This window comes from Candidatus Liberimonas magnetica (assembly GCA_020523885.1).
Lineage (GTDB): Bacteria > Elusimicrobiota > Endomicrobiia > Endomicrobiales > JAFGIL01 > Liberimonas > Liberimonas magnetica.
The window spans coordinates 120,717-141,707 of record JAJAPY010000006.1 but is presented as its reverse complement, the minus strand read 5'-3'; the positions used below and the strand labels follow the sequence as shown (position 1 = coordinate 141,707).

The following is a 20,991-nucleotide window of genomic DNA, read 5'->3' as shown; positions in this document are numbered from 1 at the left end:
GCAGTATCAACGTAAAAACAGGATACTGCCAAAAATTAGATGAAAAATATGAAAGTTAAAAAGGTTGTCATTCCCGCAGGGTTTTAGCGGGAATCCAGCCGGAGGAGGAAGAAAATGCCAATATGCGGAAGAACTAAAGTGTCAGAAGAAAACAGGGCTGCGGGAAACGTCAATGTTCTAGTGCGGGTGATAAACGCTTCAAGAGACAGCGTGTTCAGGGTTTTTACAGAGCCAAAAAACCTGGAAGGAAAACAGGGATTTCCCCTGGGTGCCTTTCTTAAAGAAAGCAGCATTTCAAGCATAACCAGTTTAATTAGACACACTGGCGCGTGAACAAACCCATTCAGCAGGTTCAGGGGTAAGTCCCGCCAGGGCGGGACGCGGCAAATATGAGGGAGTTTAAATCAGCAAAAATGGGAATTAAGCAATAGTATATAATAATTAAATATGAAATAATAAACTATGGATATATTTTCTAAATTTGTTCTGGGGGATATTGAGCTTTTAAACCGGATGGCTATGGCGCCTATGACGCGCTCGCGTGCCGTTGAAGGAGACGTGCCTAACCCCCTGGCAGAGGTATATTATGCGGAAAGAGCTTCTGCCGGCCTCATAATCAGCGAGGGTTCGCAGGTAAGCCCGCAGGGCAAAGGGTATATCCGCACGCCGGGCATATACTCAAAAGAACAGGTGGCCGGCTGGAAAAAAGTGACGGAAGCTGTCCACAGGGAAGGCGGCAGGATATTCCTGCAACTGTGGCATGTCGGCCGCGTTTCTCATCCCGATTTTCACAACGGTGAACTGCCCGTGGCTCCCTCGGCCCTTGATGTTGACGGGGAGATATTAACGCCTTTAGGCCGAAAGAAATTAGGGGTACCGAGAGCCCTTGAAACGGACGAAATACCGGCTATTATAGAACAGTTTAAAAAAGGCGCAGAGAACGCAAAAGAAGCGGGTTTTGACGGCGTTGAGATACACGGGGCAAATGGTTATCTCTTGGATGAGTTCTTAAGGGACGGCTCAAACACAAGGACAGATAAATACGGGGGGAATCTTATGAACCGCGCACGCCTGCCTCTTGAAGTCGCCGAGGCCGTAGCTGGAGTATGGGGCGCAGGCCGGGTAGGGTACAGGGTATCCCCTCATAATATATTACGTTCGATGTCGGATTCAAACCCGGCAAGGACGTTCACTTATCTTTCAAAAGAATTAAATTCTCTTGGGATCGGCTACATCCATTTAATCGAATCCCTCGGAGGAAGAACGCCCAGAGTTCCGGATGAAAGAAGAATAGCGCCTAAAATTAGAAAGGTTTTTACCGGAGCCTTAATTTTAAACGGCGGATACAGCCTGGAAACTGCGAATGTGGCTATCAAAAAAGAAGCTTGTGACATGGTCTCTTTCGGGCAGCTTTTTCTTGCAAATCCTGATCTCCCGTTCAGGTTCAAAAACAAGTTAGATTTAAATACCCCTGACCCGGAAACTTACTATACAGGCGAGGAAAAGGGATATACGGACTATCCTCTGTCTATGGAAAATATATTGAACAAGGTTTATAGGCGCGACCAAACTTTAGTTAGGTAAAGGGAGAATAAATTTGTCTTATACTATTCTAATCGTAGATGACGAGCAGGAGTTCAGGGAAGAGCTGAAAGATTATTTTTGCGATTACAATATAATCGAGGCTTCAAACACCCAGGAAGCTTTAGATATCCTTAAAAAACCTCATGAGATAGACCTTGTGCTCCTTGACGTTATGATGCCCGGCAAACGCGGGACAGAGGTTGTTGCTACTATTAAGAAGGTAGCGCCCGGTGCGGGTATAATTATCCTGACTGGTTCCGCTTCTGTGAATGTGGCGGTAGAAGCGCTCCGCGGGAAAGTGGATGATTTTATTGAAAAGCCTTTCGATAAGAACAAACTACAAATGGTGGAAAGTTTCCTGTTGTCGCGCCTTGGAGAAAACTGTATCCCGGGCGGCGGTAAAAAATCCAAGGTTGAAAGGGTAAGGCGTTTTCTTGAAAAGAATTTCGACAAAAAAGTCTGCCTGAGCGATGCCGCAAGCGCGATAGCTGTAAGCCCGAAATACTTAAGCAGGCTTTTTAAAGATGTCCTTAATATAGGTTTCAATGAGTACAGGATCAACAATAAGATAGAAAAGGCAAAAGAGTGGCTTGAAAATTCAGAATACAATGTTGATGAGATAGCCTATAAACTCGGTTATGAAAACACAGGGTCATTTATAAAGACCTTTAAAATGGCGGCCAAATGTACGCCGAGCGAATTCCGCCAGAAAAAAACGCCGCAAATAAAAGGAAAGAAAAAAAATGAAAGAAAAAATGAAAAGCCAAAGAAAAAGGCAAACCGCTGAAATTGACCCGTACACCGCTAAAACCGTGCATGAACTGCGCAACCATCTTAATGTGATTCAGCTTGCAAGCTATAATATAGCAAAACGCTGCAATGACCCCACTTTAATAAAACATATAACGCAGATTGAAAACAAAATCGAAAAAACCAACCGCGCCATTAATGACCTGCTGAACTACAAAACCTGCAAGATTTAAACCCCAAGATAAAATCCTAAACATCAAATCCTTTTTTCATCTTTGTCATTCCGAAGGCCTTTATCCCAGGTCTAAGGAAGTTGTAGATTCCTCCTTGAGTTTACCCCGTAATGCTTGATTCCTGCTTGCGCAGGAATGACATCTTAATTCATGCGCACTGCCTCGTCGGAAATAAAACTATTTTTTCAAAGTGGAAAAAAGCGCATAAACAGGCGAAACAGCTACTTCATCATTTAGTCTTATCCTGCTAAACTATAAACACAATAAGTAATTTGGCTGAGAAATAGAACTTTGAAATACAGTTGTCTGATCCCTTAAAGTAGGGTGTGACCTAAAGCAGCTAATTTGAAAGATACAGTTTGAAATAGCAAAGCTCTAAACATAATCGAGCATTGTCGATGGTTCGACGTAAAAGCGGAAACAGGCGCATAAACAGTAGAAGCAGCTAATTCATCAATTTTTAAAGACGTGCTAAAATGATACCAACATTGAAATCAAAAATAAAAAGCGGCAATTAAATTTAGCCGTAACCCATCAGGAGGATGAACCATGAAAACGTCAGCATTAGCAAGAGGAGTTTTAATGTCATTATTTTTAGCAGGGTTGTTGTGCGGGCTCAAAACCGGCGCAAATGCAGCAGGTTCGCTTATTCAAATTACAAAAGCGGGCTATAACGGAGGTGACTACGATGATGCTTACGGGGTTAAGGTGGATGCGTCAGGAAATATCTTTGTGGCAGGCTCTGTCACCAATAGCGCCGCTAACAGCGATTATTTCATTATAAAGTACAACAGCAACCTGCAGGTAATCTCTTCAGCTACCTTTAATACAGGCGGAGATGATTTTGTTATCGGGGAAGCCATAGATACAGCAGGCAATGTTTTTGTAACAGGTTATACATTTAACGGCCTTGACTACGATTACCTTACAGTAAAATACAATAATAATCTGCAATTTGTTTCCTCTACTGTATATGACAGCGGCCTGGATGATACGGCATTTGGTATAACCACTGACCCCTCAAATAATGTTTTCGTAACGGGGTATGTTTTTGACGGCCTGAACTATGGTTTTTACACTATAAAATATAGTAACAGCCTTTCTCCGCTTGCCAACATAGCCTACAGCCCGGGAGCGGATAGTTACCCTACTTCGATAGCCAGCGACACAGCGGGCAATATATTTGTTACAGGCTATACATTTAATGGAACAAATAATGATTATGTTACGCTTAAATACACAAATAACCTGGCATCGCTTTCAGCTTCACAGCCGTACGATAGCGGGTTTGATGACATCGCCAGCGGAGTTGCCATTGATACTGCAGGAAATGTTTTCGTGACAGGAAGCAGTTCTAACGGTACTTTAAGCGATTTTTTTACAGTAAAATACACTAACGCGCTTGCAGTTGTTTCATCTACTACTTATTCAAGCGGCTTTAATGCCTGGGCACAGGGTGTGGCGGTTGATACCTCCGGCAATGTTGTAGTTACAGGTTACGGCAATACAGCTGGAGGCGGGGAAGAGCTTATCACCCTTAAATATGACAACTTTCTTCAAACCGTGGCATTAAAGGCTTATTCCGCGGACCTGTTCGATGACGGTTATGCGGTAACAACCGATTCTTTAAACAATATCTATGTAACAGGCTCAAGTTATAATAACCTGAACAATGATTTTTTAACAATTAAATACAACGGCTTATTGCCCACAGTTTATTCTATTTCTCCTGTACAGGGCAGGCAGGGCCAGACGATTGATGTTACGGTGAACGGCATTAGCTTCTTTAGCGGTGCGCAGTTTTCTCTGGGGTCTGGCATAACAACCAACTCGGTAACATTCCAAAATGACACACAGGTAACAGCGAATATTTCCATCTCAACTTTTGCAGCCAAAGGCACGCGCAACGCAGTGCTGACAAACTTAGACGCCGGGTATGATTCAAACGCGGCTGCTTTTACTGTTAACTGGTCAACTCCTTTAGTTACAGCCTTATCACCGTCTTTTGGGTATCAGGGAGAAAATATAAATGTAACTATATCAGGACGCGGCATCCAGAGCGGAGCAGCGGCAAGTTTCAGCGGAACAGGAATAACAGTTACTACAACCACTGTTACAAACCCTTACCAGGCGGTAGCAAGTATTACAATGGCAGCGGATGCGCCCGCAGGCTTTGGCGATGTAACCATAACCAATTTAGACGGCGGTTCAGGAACAAAGGCCTCCTCTTTTGCGGTCAGATGGTCTACACCCACGCTTACATCTATATCAGTAAACTCAGGCCAGCAGGGCGATACTTTAAATGTAACGCTTACAGGCCAGAATTTTCATACCGGAGCAGCGGCCAGTTTTAGCGGCACGGGAATTACAGTTAATAATACAGCTGTCACAAGCCTTACCCAGGCCGTGGCAAATATTACAATATCAACAACTTCAGCTGCGGGCCTAAGGGATATAACATTAACCAACAGCGATGGAGCTTATGTAAAGAATACAGGCGCTTTCACTGTTAGATGGTCCTCGCCCGTTATCGCAGGCATAGCGCCTGTTTCGGGCAACCAGGGCCAAAACGTAAATGTGGCTCTTTCCGGCGACAGTTTCCATGCAGGCGCAGCTGTAAATTTTAGCGGCACAGGCATAACAGTCAATAATACCTCGATTACAAACCTTAATGAAGCGGTGGCAAACATAACAATATCAACCTTTGCGGCCATAGGCCAAAGAGATGTAACCATAACTAACAGTGACGGATTTTCAAAGACAGCTGCCGGCGCTTTTACAGTCAAATGGTCAACTCCGGTAATTTCATCAGTGTATCCGGCCTTAAAAGAACAGGGGCAGACCACAGATGTGACGCTTACAGGCCAGGGTTTTCATACCGGAGCGGTAGCCAGTTTTAGCGGCACGGGAATTACGGTAAACAATACCACAGTTTCAAGCCTGTACCAGGCGGTGGCAAACATTACATTAGCAGCTGACGCAGCTGCCGGTGTAAGAGATATAACCATAACTAACAGTGACGGTGGGGCAGGAATAAAGACAGGTGCTTTTACAGTCAGTTGGTCAACTCCGGTAATTAACTCTATAGCGCCGTCTATAGGCTCGCAGGGGCAAACTCTGAACGTAACGCTTACAGGCCAGGGTTTCCATACCGGAGCGGCGGTTAGTTTTAGCGGCACGGGAATTACTGTTAACAACACAACGGTCTCAAGCCTTAATCAAATAATAACAAACATTTCAGTGGCATCAAATGCAAATCTGGGTTTACGGAATATAACGATTACCAACAGCGATAACCGCACTTCTACCAAAACAGGGGCTCTTAATGTAATATTACCGGCCCCGGCGATTTCAACGGTGGCCCCGGTGTTAGCCAAACAAGGGGAAAGCTTAAACATTACAATAACAGGCCAAAACTTCCGCTCTGGAGCATCTTTAGCTTTTAGCGGCGACGGGATTACAGTTACTACTACTACAGTTACAAACGCTACTCAGGCGGCAGCAAGCATTGCTATCGCGGCTAATGCTTCTGCAGGAGCCAGGGATGTAACTCTAACCAATCTTGACGGAGCAACAATAACTAACGCAGGGGCTTTTGAGGTCAAGTGGTCGTTGCCGGCGCTTTCTACGGTAGCCCCGATTTCCGGCAGGCAGGGCGACACCTTAAATGTAACTCTTACAGGCCAGGGATTCCACACCGGAGCGGTAGTTGCTTTTAGCGGCACAGGAATTACGGTTAACAACACAACTGTTTCAAGCCTTACCCAGGCGGTAGCAAATATTTCGATAGCAGCCAACGCCACTTTAGGCCTGCGTGATATAACAGTAACAAACAGCGATGCAGGTTCAGTTACTAAAGTTGATGCCTTTAAAGTGAACTTGCCTTTGCCGGTAATTACAAGTGTAGTGCCTGATTCAGGCAAAAAAGGGGAGAATGTTAACATAACCCTTACCGGCCAGAATTTCCAATCAGGAGCGGCGGTTTCGTTCAGCGGTACTGGTGTTACAGTTACCACAACTACAGTGACAAGCCTTACCCAGGCGGTAGTGAGCATTTCCATTGCAGCTAACGCAAGCATAGGTTTACGCGATATAACACTTACTAACAGCGATACCGGTTCAACTACAAAGACAGGCGCTTTTAATGTTTTAGCAAATGAACCGGTAATTTCAAGCATATCCCCCGTCTCAGAAAAACAGGGGGAAAGTTTAAATATAGCGCTTACCGGACAAAACTTCCGCGCCGGAGCGGCAGTTTCGTTTAGCGGAACAGGAATTACCGTAACGACTACCACAGTCACAAGCCCTACCCAGGCTACCGCAAGTATTGTAATCTCAGCAAACGCAAGTTTAGGATCAAGGAACATTACCCTAACAAACAGTGATACAAGCGTCTTTACTAAAACCAGTGCTTTCACTGTACTGGGAGCCAATCCTGTAATCTCAAGCATAACCCCGGTTTCGGGCAAACAAGGGGAGAGTTTGTTTGTAACACTGACAGGCCAGAACTTCCGGCCGGGAGCAGCGGTTTCTTTTAGCGGCACGGGGATTACGGTTACAACCACTACGGTTTCAAGCCTTACCCTGGCTGTGGCAAATATAGTGATATCAGCGGATGCGTCTTTGGGATCAAGAAATATAACCGTAACCAACAGCGACGGAGTTTCCGGGACAAAAACCAATGCGTTCACTGTTAATTGGCCTGCTCCGGCGCTTTCAAGTATAGCCGGCGCTTTGGGCAGGCATGGGCAGAGTTTAAACGTAACACTCACAGGCCAGGGTATCCGCAGCGGAGCATCGGTCTCATTCAGCGGCACAGGAATTACAGTCACTACTACAACGGTCTCAGGCCTTACCCAGGCTGTAGCAAGTATTTCCATTTCGGCAAACGCGGCTCTTGGGCTTCGTGATGTTACTATAACCAACAGCGACGGTTTAACTGCTACAAAAACAGAAACTTTTAGGGTTTGCTGGCCGTTGCCTGTAATAGCTAATATGACCCCGGGGTCTCTATCTCTGAGCCAGAAAGCAAGGCTGGTTATAGAAGGCGAAAACATTCACTCAGGCACAGGCATTTATTTCAATAAACCCGGCATAAAGGTCTCAAGCACGAGTGTCGCAAGCATTAATACCTTCATGGCTGATGTGGAGATTTCAAGCAGCGCCCCTTTAGGAAGCTGCCAGGTCTTCTTAACCAGCGCCGATGGCGCACTATGCCTTAATGGGTATGAGGTTAACATTATACAACCGGCTTTTGTCAGCAGCGCAGTAAATCCTGACGCTGCGAGCATCCTGGAAGTTACAATAAACGGAGGGGATACAGTCACGACTGAGATCCCACAAAATGCATTTCCCGTGCCAGTTACTCTAAAAATATCTTCTGCTACGGTTCCTTCAGCAGGCGGGGCAGCTATAAAAACCACGGTCCTGGGTATTGAGATAACGAATGACGCGGGACTGCAGCCGGTAAAAGATATAACAATAATAATAAATTATACGGATGCGGCAGTTGCCGGATTCGATCAATCAAAACTTGTGCTTGCCTGGTATGATGCGGCAAATTCAAGGTTTGTGCCGGTTCCTTCCGTCGTATACCCGGCCCTGCACCAGATAGTTGCAAAGATAAGCCATTTTTCAAAATTCGCAGTAGTTCAGCTCGTCGCAGCTGCGGATGTGGAAGGGATAAAGGTTTATCCGAATCCCTTTAATCCTAACACTCAGAACCTGACCGTTGACAAACTGCCATTACAGGCTGATATTAAGATATATTCTATTCTGGGCGAATTGATACGCAGCCTCTCTTATACAAGCGCGAACGGGCAAGCTGCCTGGGACGGGAAGAACGACAGCAACAGCACCGTAGCAAGCGGTGTTTATATTATGCTTGTAGACAGCCCTCAAGGGAAAAAGAAGGTAAAAATAGCAGTAGAAAAGTAACAAAACGGCAATCTCGAATATAGAAATCCGAAAAAATAGGCAAAAAAACAAAAAGAAATAAGGCAAAAGTAAATATAAACAACGAAGTTGAAGTTTTTGTAGTTTAGATATTTGGTATTGTAGTTTTTTTCGAGATTCGAAATTGGTTTTTCGAAATTATCTAAGGGAGGAGTAAAATGAAGAAAGTATTAGCGGTTATGATAAGTTTAGTGATTTTAGCAGGTCAAAGCACTGTATTTGCAGCCGGTTCAAACGCGGGGAAATCAACAGCGCAGTTTTTGCAGCTGGGGGTAGGTGCGAGGGCAGAAGGCCTGGGTGAAGCATACACAGCGCTGACAGACGGAGCTGAGTCTGTATACTGGAACCCGGCAGGCCTTGCAGGCATGGGAAACAACGAGGTGACGTTTACGCAGGCTATGTGGATAGACGATATCTCATACCAGTTCATAGCAGGGGCTTTTCCAACAAAAGCCGGCACCTTTGCAATAGGCCTCAAATACCTTTCTTACGGCAAGATACAAAAGACGGACTCAACAGGTCTTGAGATAGGCGATTTTTCGCCTAATGACTTGATGGCGGGCGTGTCCTACGGCCGCGGGTTCGGAAAGTTGAAAGCAGGCGGAACGGTAAAATACATATCTTCAAAGATAACTAACACGGCTACAGCCATGGCATTAGATTTAGGCTTAAAATACCCGTTTATGAACGATCAATTAAACCTTGGGCTTGCAGCCGTAAACATGGGAAGCAAGATGAAGTTCATCAGCGAGGAAGACCCTCTTCCCATGACTGTAAAGCTTGGCGCAAGCTGTGACCTGGGCGGGATGTGGCTTTGCGCTGTTGACGTCAACATGCCGAATGACGACGATGTTTTCGCAAACGCCGGTGTTGAGAAGAAGTTCAAGGTAAATGACATGATAGCTCTTGCCGGCCGCGTGGGGTACAATACCCGTACCAAAGACATTACGGGAACTAAAGGTATTACCGCAGGCTTAGGCCTTGACTATAAACAGGCTAACTACGGAAAAAAACCGCTTTATATAACCCTGGATGCTGCCTATGCCCCTTATGGCGATCTCGGCAGCATAACGCTTTTGAGCCTCGGGGTTAAGTTTTAAACGGCAATGCAGATTAAAAATTGCAAAATGCAAATTGCAAACTTAAAGAAAAATATTTAGTGGAGGATAAAATGAAAAGCTTAAAATTTATGGTGTTAGTAGTGGCAAGTATTTTGGTTTTAGGAAGTGCAGCCGGTTACGCAAAGCCGGTGTCTAATTCAAACAATAAACACAGCCATCACAGGTTAAAAGTAAGGCCCGTAACACCCGAGATGAGAAAAGCCGCGGCAGAACGCGCCAAGGCTCGCAGGGAACAAAACAAAGAAAACAAACCTGTTTCACAGCCAAATACAGGAGAAAATAAATAGGAGGCGTAATATTATGAAGGAAAACAAAGCTGCGGCGATAGTTTTGATAATATTTTCAACAGGGATTTTATTTGCAGAGGTTAACCCGGGTTACGTGCAACCGATACCTGCGGGTAGCGAAAGCCTAAGCAACATAAAAAAGGCCAACCTGCGGTTTGCCAATAAACGCATAACTTCTGATATGAGAAAAGCTGCTGCAAGACGGTTTGCGGCTCAACGGGCCGCCGTTAAAGCTGATAAGAATAAACCTGCTGCCCCTGTTTTGAATAAAACAGACATTCCTCTGATAACAAACATAGGAACAGCAGCTGCAAAGAGGCCTCCCAAAGCAAGCCCTGTAATACCTGACGAGCTAAATATAAAGGAACAAGAAGCTCCGGAGGTTTCCTTAAAAGCGCCTGAAGCTGAAGTTAAACCTGAAACAAAATTATCTCCACTAACAGAAAAAGCGCCGGAGCCGGAAACAGCTTCTGGTTCAACAGATAAGGCGGAAAAACCAACAACACCTTCAATAATAAATACGGGCATAAAAGTAAATCGTAACCCGGTTAACTTAATTACCGGCATGGCAGACCCTGTTTCAAATAGCGAAGCCAGTCCTGATACGGTAAATAACGAAGCAGAAGTATATGCACCTTCAAATAGCGTAACCGAACCTAACCCGGCTCCTGCGGTCAGTGATTCACAGGAAGTAAGAACTCCGGCTGATTTAATCCCTGGGGATTCACAGCACGAGGTAATTTCATCTGACCCGAACCTTAAAGAAGATTCTCTTGTAATCCCGGAAACGCCAAAGGCCGGCAATGATCTTGTTTCAACCGAGCCTTTGCCCGCAGAAAAGAAATTCGATGAACCGGTAACAGAGCCGGCTTCTAAAAACACAAGTTCCAATGAACCTGCTGCAAAAGAAACGCCGCAGGAAAATACTGCCGCGCCGCATTTTGCCAGGCCGGGCCTCGATGAGATCTCAGAAAAATATGAGAAAAGAGTTACAATCGTTGACCAGAGAAAAGCTGCCGCAGAACGTTTTAAGGAACAACAAAGGGCAGCAGCACAGAAAAAGATAGCCATTCCAATAAATGAAAATGAAAATAAATAAAATATAAATAAGTAAGTTCCGCCGAAGGCGGAACGCGACATACATGAAATAGGCAGTTTACAACTTAGAAGGGTTCAGTGAGGCGAAGCCCGCAAAGGCGGGCAGAGCCGAACGTCGAAGGGAAACATAGTTTCCATCGAGGAGCGTTGAGGCAAGCAAGTTACAAATCTTGCCGAAACAATCCTGAGCAAAGCGAAGGTAAGTTCCGCCGAAGGCGGAACGCGACATAAGGGAGGAGTTTATGAAGTACGGTAAATTAGGTGTTAGTATCATGTTGTCAGCTGTAATTTTTATGTCAATTGAGGTAAAGCCGGCCCTGGCTATAACGTCCACGGACACCCCTCACTATTTCGGCCCTGAACCGAACTGGGCGTATACGCCTAAAATAAGGAAGTTCGTTAACAGGCTTCCAGGTATCGGCTCGGCTAACCAGAACGAGATAGGGCAATTCATACCCATAGCCAATGCCGACACGACAACTTATGCCGGTTCCGACTATTACGAGATCGCGCTCAAGGAGTACGAAGAGAAAATGCATCCGGACCTTCCTCCAACGAGGCTGCGCGGTTATGTGCAGTTAAATAACGGCGGCCCGGGAAATTCGATTCCGCCGGCGCCTATACATTATTTAGGCCCGTTGATCATCGCCCAGAAAGACAAGCCTGTACGCCTGAAATTTGTAAACATGCTTTCTACAGGCACAGCAGGCAACCTCTTTTTGCCTGTTGATAAAACCGTAATGGGAGCAGGCATGGGCCCTGAACCGATGCTGGACATGAACGGGGACCCAGTCCTTGACGGCAACGGCGACCCTATGTATGAGTCATATACCGAGAACCGCGCAACACTTCACAACCATGGAGCCAACAGCCCCTGGATAAGCGACGGCACGGCCCATCAATGGATAACTCCTGCGGGTGAAATGACGATGTATCCAAGAGGCGTAAGCGTACAGGACGTGCCTGATATGCCGGCTACCACCCCCGGCGACGGCACGCAGTATTTCTACTGGACGAACCAGCAGAGCGCCCGGCTTTTGTTCTATCATGACCATGCCTGGGGCATAACCCGCCTTAATGTTTATGCGGGCGAAGCTGCAGGTTATTTAATAACCGATACAACCGAGCAGGCGCTCATCAATTCAGGCGCTATACCCAATAATGGAGGAGGCGTGTACACCTACGGCATACCTTTAGTTATACAGGATAGAACCTGGGTTGATACAACCACGATTACACAGCTTGACCCTACCTGGAACTGGGGAACTACTCCTCCGGTGCCTCATGCAGGCGACCTCTGGTATCCGCATGTATATATGACAGCCCAGAACCCGGCTGACCTGACCGGCGTAAACCCGTTCGGCCGCTGGCATTACGGCCCGTGGTTTTGGCCGCCCACAAGCGATGTCTTACACGGCCCTGTGGCAAACCCTTATTATGACCCTATAAATGCTCCCTGGGAACCGCCTCAGATACCCGGCGTACCTCATCCGTCAATGGCTGTGGAAGCTTTTATGGACGTTCCAATTGTAAACGGCACTCCGTATCCCGTGCTTACGGTTAACCCGCAAGCCTACAGGTTCAGGGTTTTAAACGCAGCTGATGACCGGTTCTTTAACCTTCAGCTTTATGTTGCAGATACAGGAGGCGGTACAGGTGCCCAGGCGACAGCAACTGTTGCCGGAGGAGGAGTTAACTGGGTATCGGTTAATAATCCAGGCTCAGGCTACACCTCTGCGCCTACGGTATATTTTGTAGGAGGCGGCGGTACGGGCGCTCAGGCAACGGCAACGGTTACCGGTGGTTTGATAACAAGCGTTACTCTTACAAATCCGGGCACAAATTATATAAGCGCTCCAACTGTATTGATAGGCAGCGACAAGGAAGTCAAAATGGTGCCTGCTCAAGTGACAGCCGGTTTCCCTGAACTCTGGCCTACGGATGGAAGACCGGGCGGAGTGCCGGACCCAACAACGGTTGGCCCAAGTTTCCTTCAGATAGGAACAGAAGGCGGTTTTCTTCCTGCGCCTGTAGATATTCCTAACCAGCCTGTTACCTGGAACACAGACCCGACTACTTTTAATGCCGGAAATGTTCAGGACCACGCGCTTCTTCTTGGCTGCGCGGAAAGAGCGGACGTCATAATTGATTTTTCGCAGTATGCAGGAAAGACGCTTATCTTATATAATGATGCACCCGCGGCTTTTCCGGCGCTTGACCCGCGCTATGACTACTATACAGGAGCGCCTGACTTGACAGACACCGGAGGCGCACCTACCCCTGAAGCGGGTTTTGCTCCTAATACGCGCACAATTATGCAGATTAAGGTAACCACACAAACCCCTGTTGCTTTTAATCCCACACTTCTAAACACTAAATTACCGCTGGCTTTCAGGGATTCGCAGAAACCGATAATAGTTGCTCAAGCAGAGTATAATAATGTATACAATAAAACTTTCCCGACCCTTTATCCGCATGACGGCCATGCCAGGATACAGGATAACGAAATGAAATTCGCCATGGTAAGCGGCGCAACAACAACGATGCATCTTGAGCCGAAGGCCCTGCATGACGAGATGGGCGGAGCCTGGGATAAAGAGTACGGCCGTATGAGCGGCAAACTCGGAATTGAACTGCCGATGACTAATGTAACGACCCAGAATTTCATTATGCAAAACTTCACAGACCCTGCTACGGAAGTGCTCCAGGACGGCACAACGCAAATATGGAAGATAACCCATAACGGAGTTGACACCCATCCTATTCACTTTCACTTATTTGACGTTCAGCTGATAAACCGCGTAGGCTGGGACGGTGCCATACGCCTGCCGGACGCAAACGAGCTCGGCTGGAAAGACACGGTCAGGATAAGCCCGCTTGAAGATACGATAGTTGCTATGCGTCCTCACAAACAAGATTTACCCTGGCCTATCCCTGACAGTGTAAGGCCTTATAACCCTGCGATACCTTTGCACTCGCCAAAAGATTTCACGAACATAGATCCATTAACGTCAAATCCCATTAACCCTGGGGTTACAAACGAGTATGCTAACTTCGGGTGGGAATACACCTGGCACTGCCATATACTGGGGCATGAAGAAATGGATATGATGCGGCCGCTGGTTTTTCAGGTAGCTTCAATCGCTCCACCGAACCTGCAGGCTTCAGCTCTTGGCGGCGGGGTCATGCTTACCTGGGCTGACAGTTCAGCAAGCGAGTCCGGGTTTACACTTGACAGAAGCCTCACTTCAAACTTCGCAGTAGTAGTTTCAACTACCGTTGATCCGAGCATACCGAATACGGCTTACGGCTCGGTCATATCTTTCCTTGACAGTACGGTTGGGTTTAACACCCAGTACTTTTACAGGGTAAGAAGCAACAGCCCTAACGGAAACTCCGCTTGGTCAAATACCGCAACGATAACTACCCAGGGCCCGCCGGCTTCTGCGACCTTTCTTACGGCTACAAGGATAGGCGGTCATCAGGTTGACCTGGCCTGGAGTTATACAGCAGGGCAGGTAGCTGCGACCGGATTCAGGATCGAACGGGCAATTGTAACAGGGGGAAACCCGGGTGCGTTTACATCGCTTGGAACGGTGGCCCAGACAGTACTGGCCTTCAGCGACATCACGGCTCTTGACGGGACTTCCTATCAATATAAGGTATTCTCGTACAATGCAATCGGTGACGCTGCACCGGCAACCGCAAATATAGTGCTTCCTCTTGGAGCTCCTTCAGCTCCTGCCGGCGCCATGTCTCTTGCTGCTCCGCTAACGGTAAGCTTAAACTGGACTAATAACTCGGTTACTGCAACTGGTTTTACTGTTCAAAGAGCTGAAAACACGGGGTTTACTACCAATCTTCAGTCATATAACCTTGGAGTAGTAACTACCTATATTAACAATACAACGATGGCAGCTAACAAGACCTACTACTACCGGATCAGAGCTACCCTTGGAGGGACAAACTCCACCTGGTCTGCTACAGTTACCATAAACACAGCGCCTCCTGCTGCACCGATAGCTTTCACAGCTGTTGGTTCGCAGCAATCGCCTACATCAGCGCGTGTTGTGCTCTCCTGGCAGGAAATCGCCTCAGTGCTTGGCGGTTTTACTATCCAGAGGGCAACAAATGTAGGTTTTTCGCAAGGGCTTACGACCTTCAGGGTAGGGTCAGCGATAAGGTCATACACAGATAATAACCTGTTAAGGCGCAAACGGTATTACTATAGGGTACAGGCGTACAACGGGGCCGGCAACTCGGCCTGGACCACCAAGAATTTGATTACGCCATAAGCTAGAGAGCCATTTAAAAAGAGGAGAAGGAGAAATCCTTCTCCTCTTTTTTTGCTTTCGAAACGGCAATCTAATGAAACAATTTCGAAAAAACAATTTCGAATCTCTAAAAAAACTGCAATATCAAATACCTAAACTACAAAAACTTCAACTTCTTTATATTCATTTTTGCGGTATTTCTTTTTGCTTCATTGGTTATTTTTTCGAAATTCGTGCTTTGATATTCGAAATTGATTTATATATTGGTAGAAAAAAGTCAGGATTTTGTAGAATTTGCCGATTACTAAATTAGCAGACTTTTTGTAAACTCTTGTTGCAGCGCAGGTACTTCTCCTGATAGAGAAGAGACCATATCATAAAAAAAGGGGTAAAGTATGAAAGTTATAAATGCAGCAGCAGCGGTATTGTTTTTTCTTTGTTCCAGTATTCCGGTTTATGCGGAAAATCTTCTGCTTGATGAGATAGTTATTCGCGGCCAGAAAGAAGCTCTTAACCAGGAGAGCCTGAACATGCGAGAGGTAAGGGAAAGCCCTGCGCGTGATGTGGGCGAGGCATTAAGACAGGTGGAAGGCATCAATATCGTGCGCAAATGTCCCATAGCCAATGATGTTGTGCTGCGCGGTTTTCAAAGAGATAACATAAATGTCCTGTCTGACGGGGCGCGGCTTCATGGAGCCTGCCCGAACAGGATGGACACGCCAGCATTTCATTTTGACTTTGCGGAAATTGAACAGATAAAAATCATTAAGGGGCCATATGACCTGACAAATCCAGGCAGCCTTGCGGGTATGATAGATATAGTTACAAAAAAACCCAGGCAGGGGCTTGGCGCTGACTTGAACCTGACTCACGGTTCATATAACAGCATAAATGACTCAGCTGTCGTTTCATACGGAACTGAAAAATTTGACGCTCTGGCCGGCTATGCTTACAAATCTTCAGAACCGCCTGTGTCAGGAGACGGAAAAACTATAACAGACCTCTATGGGCCTGCGAACACAAACCGCTATCGCACTGATACTATAAATTCTAAGGCCTATGAAGCCAATACCAGCTGGGCAAAGGTTGGAGCCAATCCCACTGCGAATTCACACACTGACATCAGTTATTCGTATCAGAACACAGAGCACGTCCTTTATCCCGGCCTTACCATGGACTCGACCTATGACCGCGCGACCCAGGTAAACTGGGCCTACGAAATAAAAAAGCTTTCTTCCTTTTTAGAAGACATAAAATTTCAGGGTTACTGGGACAAGGTTGACCACCTGATGGATAATAGTTTGCGAGCCTTTACGATGGCTATGTCAGGGCTTTCCAAAACCCAGGTCTACGGTGGGAAGGCCAATGCTTCCTTTAATATGGGAACCGGAGTTTTAAAAAGCGGGATTGATTACTACAACAGAAAATGGGATGCAAAGCCGATACCGGATGTTAGCATAGATAACTCAGGGATTTTTGCGGTTTACACCGTCCCTGTCTCTGAAAAGATAAATTTTGAAGGTGGAGTGCGGGCGGACAGCGCCCGGGCAAACCCTACCCAATCACACACCGCTTCAGCCTTGCCTTCACCTGCCAATTTCAGCACTGTAGGAGGCAATTTACAGCTGACATGTAAACCTTCAAAAGAGATAGAGATTTTTGCTGGTGTCGCAAAAGGCAACAGAACGCCTGACCCGGAAGAGCTTTTTATGGACCGGCCGCTTGTGGGCATGATGCCGGGCCAGCAGCCGTGGAAAGGCAATCCGGATCTGAGGCCCGTCTCAAACAACGAAGCAGACCTCGGCGCCAAGTATGCGCTTGGCAGGTTTTATATTAACGCAACGATGTTCTACAGTTCCTTAACCGACTTCATTAATGTTACCTCAGTGCAGCTTACCCCTGCGCAGAAACTAATGACTTACGAAAATATAGAAGCTTACATGTGGGGAGGAGAGTTAGGGTCGCAATGGTCTTTGCCGTTAGATCTTTTCTTAAAAGGTGGTTTTTCATATACCCGGGGTTACAACAAGACCGGCGGCCGCCCTCTTTCCGAGATCCCCCCGCTTAAAGGGACCCTGGCGTTGAGGTATGACAACGGCTCTTGTTTTTTAGAAGCTGACCAGAACATGGCAGCCCGGCAGACCGAGGTAGACTCTGTGCTTCAGGAACAGAGCACAGACGGATACGAGACCACGGATATCAAAGCCGGTTGCGCCTATAAAGATCTGTCAGTCTATGTGGGAGTAAATAACTTGTTCGATAAATACTACTTCTCCTATCTTTCATATACAAGAAACATATACTCGACAGGCATAAAAGTGCCCGAGAACGGCAGAAACTTCTACATAACAGTATCTTACAGGATTTGATAATCGGGATAATCGGGGGACACAATACTTAATTGCTTTGGTTTAAGAAAAATACGGTACACAAAACGTTGTAATTAAGTATTGTGTCCCCTGAATTATTTCTAAAGTACCCTGAATTAGTGTCCCCTGAATTATTTGTCCCCTGAATTAATTTTTGTAGTGTGGTGCCTTTGGTAGAGAAAAGTTAGGATTTTGTAGAAACCGCCGATTACAAAACCAGGAGAGTTTTTGTAAACTATTATAGTACTCAAAAAAACTATTTTTAGCGGCCTAAAATTATCTTAACACAGGAGTGATATCATGGAATGGTTAAAGATTTCTATTGAATACGGCGTTATCGGGTTATTAGTTTTTATGAGCATAGTGGCTGTTGCTGTTGCGTTTGAGCGGCATCGTCTTTATAGGAAGATATCGCCGGCTGATTTTAAGGATAAGCGCAGGCTTGAGCTTCATCTGACAAAAAAACTTCATTTAATAGCCACTATAGGAAGCAACGCCCCTTATATAGGCCTATTGGGCACTGTGCTCGGGATAATGCTGACTTTCTATACAATGGGCCTTGAAGGTTTTATGGATACATCGAAAATAATGATAGGTCTTGCGCTTGCCTTAAAGACAACGGCTGTGGGCCTGTTAGTCGCGATTCCTGCCATAACTCTTTATAATTTTCTTGTAAGAAAGGCAAAAGAGATACTTATGGAATGGGATATAGCAAATGGATGAGAAAGAGTTTGACGTAATAAACGTTATTCCTTTTATAGACATAATGCTTGTGCTTTTAACTATTGTGCTTACGACTTCGACGTTCATAGCAAGCGGCTCTATCCCGCTTGCTTTGCCGAAAGCTACTATCAATAAGACGGAACTTTTAAAGACACATATCATCGAAATAGACAAACAGGGCAATCTGTATGTTAACACGCGTCCGGTATATGTTGAAGATTTATGCAACGGGCTCTGCAAGTTAGAGCGTAAAGCACCTCTGCTTATCAGGGCTGACCGTGATATCCCTTTACAGATATTTGTAGATGTTATGGATACCCTTAAAACCCACGGGTTCAGCAATATAGCTTTGCAAACGGAGAAAAAAACGTGAACGAACAGGTAAAGGCTTTTCAATTTTCCATAGTTATTCATGCTTTTTTCGGGCTGATGTTTTTTGTTATATTCATGGAATCCGAAATGGGCAGGAAATTAACCGTTACGGATCTAAATATCTTAAATGAGCAAATAACGCCCCGGATTAGTGATGCTATAAAACAGAGACAACCAGCTTCTCCGAGCCTTAAATCCCTTTCGCCCAAACCTCTGCCGGAACGGACAGAAGCTAAAAATACTCAGCCGTCTGAAGGACAGGTGCCAACAAATGACCCGAAAACAGAAGGTGCAGAACCGCAGGCGGCAACTACGCAGGCTGATGATTCCGGAGTTGTGCGCGAACAAGCCCGCACTCATTATTTGAAGGAGCAATTTACTTATATCAGGGATATGATCCACCGAAAAATGACCTATCCTCAGATTGCAAGAAAGATGGGCTGGAGCGGACAGGTAACTATTTCTTTTGTTGTGGAAGAAGACGGAACGGTTACTAACATTAAAATAGTTTCAAGTTCAGGTTTCGATATATTGGACCGCAATGGAGTAAATGCCATAAAGTCCTGCTCACCCTACCCCAAACCGCCGGTCCGCGCAGAGTTCGTCATGCCCATCACATATAACCTCATGTAGGGTTCACTGAAAAATCCTTTTTCTACCGCAAAAATAATCTTTGGCATAAATTGCCCGATTTTTCATGGATGTCCCCCGATTAAAAAAAGTGCCCCGGTTCACGGCGGGACACTTTTTTATTGTTATATTGATAAAGCCGGTAACAAAACTAAGCCTGGACTTGCTGTTTCTTTTCGTAAGCTTTTTTCCCTGCTTCAAAGGCGGCTTCCAGGCGGTCTTTTTGACTGCTTAACCTTTCCTTGCCTTCAATTATGAGGTTAATGGCTTTTTGCTTTGCTTCCGCACCCATGTGCTCAAACCTTTCTTCACCGTCTACAGCAAAATCCTTTATCTTTTTTCTTGTTTCTTTGCCGGCTGCTGGCGCGAACAGCACACCTGCAGCAGCTCCAGCTAATGCTCCAAAAATGAACGCTAAGGCAACACCTGCTAAATTTCTGTCTGACATAAAACCTCCCTTTCTTTAATTAATTTCAAATCTTCAATCTCGAAATCCGAAAAAAACTGCAAAATCTAATGAGTCAACTTCGAATAACCAATCTCGAATCTTGAAAAAACTTAATTTAATAAAAACTAGAACTTAACGCCCAGGCTGACAAGAGTTATATTGCCCAGGTCACCGTAAGGAGCGAAGGCGACGTCAAGATCGAGCTGTTTATAGCCGAAACCTACTCCGGCGGTAACGCCCTGTGTACCGGTTATGTCCTTGGTCCGGGTGTTGTAGCCTGCGCGCAGGGCAAGGCGCGAGATATCACCCAGCTGGAATTTCTTCTCTATTCCGGCATTTGCGTAGGCGTCATCGTCGTTTGGCATGTTTGCGTCAAGAGCGATGAGCCACAGACCTCCGGGCATGTAGCTTACGCCGAATTTACCAGTTGAGGGAAGAGGGTCTTCCTCGTTAACGAACTTCATCTTGGTGCCCATGTTCATGCCTGCAAGCCCTATGATAAGTTTGTCATCCATGAACGGGTATTTGAAACCGATATCGCCTGCCACTGCTGTGGCTGTATTCGTTATCTTTGAAGATATATATTTTACGGTTATGCCTGCTTTTAACTTTCCGAATTCTCTGCCGTAAGACACGCCAGCCATCAAGTCATTAGGCGAAAAATCGCCGGTCTCAAGGCCCGTGTCGTCAGTTTTCTTTATGCTTCCGTAGGAAAGGTACTTAAGCCCTATCGCGAAGGCGCCATGCTTGGTGGGAAAGGCTCCAACAGCAGCCTGGTATGAGATATCCTGTATCCACATGGCCTGGGTAAAAGATGCCTCGTTTTTTTCAATGCCCGCGATCCCTGCCGGGTTCCAGTACACCGCATCAGCGCCGACAGCCGAGGCTGTGTATGCCTCGCCCATACCTTCAGCGCGCGCTCCTACACCAAGCTGCAAAAACTGCGCTGTTGATTTGCCTGCGTTTGAACCTGCTGCAAATACCGAGCTTTGACCTGCTAAGATGACCAAGCTTACCATGACCGCTAATACCTTTTTCATTTTACTCCTCCCTTTAGAAATTTCGAAACTTCAATTTCGAATCTCGAAAAAAACTGCAATATCAAATCTCTAAACTGCAAAAACTTCAGCTTCTTTTCTTATATTTA

General features: G+C 46.0%; 15 protein-coding genes. 13 read left to right on the top strand and 2 right to left on the bottom strand.

The genetic code is table 11. The annotated features are described in order from the left end of the window. Nucleotides 1-114 precede the first annotated feature (114 nt). From LHV68_06640 to LHV68_06580, 13 genes are all read left to right on the top strand, one after another. Nucleotides 115-333: a hypothetical protein gene (locus LHV68_06640; protein ID MCB4791550.1), complete on the top strand. Its 219-nt coding sequence runs from the start codon at nt 115-117 to the stop codon at nt 331-333. A gap of 129 nt (nt 334-462) precedes the next feature. After that, nucleotides 463-1,584: an alkene reductase gene (locus tag LHV68_06635; GenBank protein MCB4791549.1), complete on the top strand. Its 1,122-nt coding sequence runs from the start codon at nt 463-465 to the stop codon at nt 1,582-1,584. Between the two features lie 13 nt (nt 1,585-1,597). Beyond that, on the top strand, nt 1,598-2,371 hold the full coding sequence (locus LHV68_06630) for a response regulator (GenBank protein MCB4791548.1): 774 nt from the start codon (nt 1,598-1,600) through the stop codon (nt 2,369-2,371). Continuing rightward, nucleotides 2,328-2,567, top strand: coding sequence for a hypothetical protein (locus LHV68_06625; protein ID MCB4791547.1), 240 nt, complete (start codon nt 2,328-2,330; stop codon nt 2,565-2,567). Before LHV68_06630 ends, LHV68_06625 begins: the two co-directional genes overlap by 44 nt. A gap of 549 nt (nt 2,568-3,116) precedes the next feature. Beyond that, nucleotides 3,117-8,504, top strand: coding sequence for an IPT/TIG domain-containing protein (locus LHV68_06620; GenBank protein ID MCB4791546.1), 5,388 nt, complete (start codon nt 3,117-3,119; stop codon nt 8,502-8,504). 176 nt (nt 8,505-8,680) lie between these two features. Continuing rightward, nucleotides 8,681-9,622 (top strand): PorV/PorQ family protein, encoded by a 942-nt coding sequence (locus LHV68_06615; GenBank protein ID MCB4791545.1) that lies wholly within the window; start codon nt 8,681-8,683, stop codon nt 9,620-9,622. 71 nt (nt 9,623-9,693) lie between these two features. After that, nucleotides 9,694-9,930, top strand: coding sequence for a hypothetical protein (locus LHV68_06610; protein MCB4791544.1), 237 nt, complete (start codon nt 9,694-9,696; stop codon nt 9,928-9,930). A 13-nt stretch (nt 9,931-9,943) separates the two neighbouring features. Further along, nucleotides 9,944-11,029, top strand: a complete 1,086-nt coding sequence (locus LHV68_06605) for a hypothetical protein (GenBank protein MCB4791543.1) — start codon at nt 9,944-9,946, stop codon at nt 11,027-11,029. Nucleotides 11,030-11,270: 241 nt separating this feature from the next. Then, on the top strand, nt 11,271-15,323 hold the full coding sequence (locus tag LHV68_06600; protein MCB4791542.1) for a multicopper oxidase domain-containing protein: 4,053 nt from the start codon (nt 11,271-11,273) through the stop codon (nt 15,321-15,323). 374 nt (nt 15,324-15,697) lie between these two features. Continuing rightward, nucleotides 15,698-17,671 carry a TonB-dependent receptor gene (locus LHV68_06595; protein MCB4791541.1) on the top strand — a complete coding sequence of 658 codons (1,974 nt, stop codon included), beginning with the start codon at nt 15,698-15,700 and terminating at the stop codon, nt 17,669-17,671. A gap of 300 nt (nt 17,672-17,971) precedes the next feature. Continuing rightward, nucleotides 17,972-18,394: a TonB-system energizer ExbB gene (gene exbB, locus LHV68_06590; GenBank protein MCB4791540.1), complete on the top strand. Its 423-nt coding sequence runs from the start codon at nt 17,972-17,974 to the stop codon at nt 18,392-18,394. Continuing rightward, nucleotides 18,387-18,767, top strand: a complete 381-nt coding sequence (locus LHV68_06585) for a biopolymer transporter ExbD (GenBank protein MCB4791539.1) — start codon at nt 18,387-18,389, stop codon at nt 18,765-18,767. The genes exbB and LHV68_06585 overlap by 8 nt, the downstream gene beginning before the upstream one ends. Further along, on the top strand, nt 18,764-19,399 hold the full coding sequence (locus LHV68_06580; protein MCB4791538.1) for an energy transducer TonB: 636 nt from the start codon (nt 18,764-18,766) through the stop codon (nt 19,397-19,399). Before LHV68_06585 ends, LHV68_06580 begins: the two co-directional genes overlap by 4 nt. Before the next feature lie 148 nt (nt 19,400-19,547). On the opposite strand, the gene LHV68_06575 is transcribed toward LHV68_06580, so the two are convergent. After that, on the bottom strand, nt 19,548-19,844 hold the full coding sequence (locus LHV68_06575) for a YtxH domain-containing protein (protein ID MCB4791537.1): 297 nt from the start codon (nt 19,842-19,844) through the stop codon (nt 19,548-19,550). 125 nt (nt 19,845-19,969) lie between these two features. Next, nucleotides 19,970-20,884, bottom strand: a complete 915-nt coding sequence (locus tag LHV68_06570; protein ID MCB4791536.1) for a PorV/PorQ family protein — start codon at nt 20,882-20,884, stop codon at nt 19,970-19,972. Between the last annotated feature and the right edge of the window lie 107 nt (nt 20,885-20,991).

Excerpts from the sequence above, each read along its gene's own strand:
- LHV68_06640 (MCB4791550.1), top strand. The coding sequence starts at position 115 with ATGCCAATATGCGGAAGAACTAAAGTGTCAGAAGAAAACAGGGCTGCG.
- LHV68_06635 (MCB4791549.1), top strand. The coding sequence starts at position 463 with ATGGATATATTTTCTAAATTTGTTCTGGGGGATATTGAGCTTTTAAAC.
- LHV68_06625 (MCB4791547.1), top strand. The coding sequence starts at position 2,328 with ATGAAAGAAAAAATGAAAAGCCAAAGAAAAAGGCAAACCGCTGAAATT.
- LHV68_06620 (MCB4791546.1), top strand. The coding sequence starts at position 3,117 with ATGAAAACGTCAGCATTAGCAAGAGGAGTTTTAATGTCATTATTTTTA.
- LHV68_06615 (MCB4791545.1), top strand. The coding sequence starts at position 8,681 with ATGAAGAAAGTATTAGCGGTTATGATAAGTTTAGTGATTTTAGCAGGT.
- LHV68_06610 (MCB4791544.1), top strand. The coding sequence starts at position 9,694 with ATGAAAAGCTTAAAATTTATGGTGTTAGTAGTGGCAAGTATTTTGGTT.
- LHV68_06605 (MCB4791543.1), top strand. The coding sequence starts at position 9,944 with ATGAAGGAAAACAAAGCTGCGGCGATAGTTTTGATAATATTTTCAACA.
- LHV68_06600 (MCB4791542.1), top strand. The coding sequence starts at position 11,271 with ATGAAGTACGGTAAATTAGGTGTTAGTATCATGTTGTCAGCTGTAATT.
- LHV68_06595 (MCB4791541.1), top strand. The coding sequence starts at position 15,698 with ATGAAAGTTATAAATGCAGCAGCAGCGGTATTGTTTTTTCTTTGTTCC.
- exbB (MCB4791540.1), top strand. The coding sequence starts at position 17,972 with ATGGAATGGTTAAAGATTTCTATTGAATACGGCGTTATCGGGTTATTA.
- LHV68_06585 (MCB4791539.1), top strand. The coding sequence starts at position 18,387 with ATGGATGAGAAAGAGTTTGACGTAATAAACGTTATTCCTTTTATAGAC.
- LHV68_06575 (MCB4791537.1), bottom strand. The coding sequence starts at position 19,844 with ATGTCAGACAGAAATTTAGCAGGTGTTGCCTTAGCGTTCATTTTTGGA.
- LHV68_06570 (MCB4791536.1), bottom strand. The coding sequence starts at position 20,884 with ATGAAAAAGGTATTAGCGGTCATGGTAAGCTTGGTCATCTTAGCAGGT.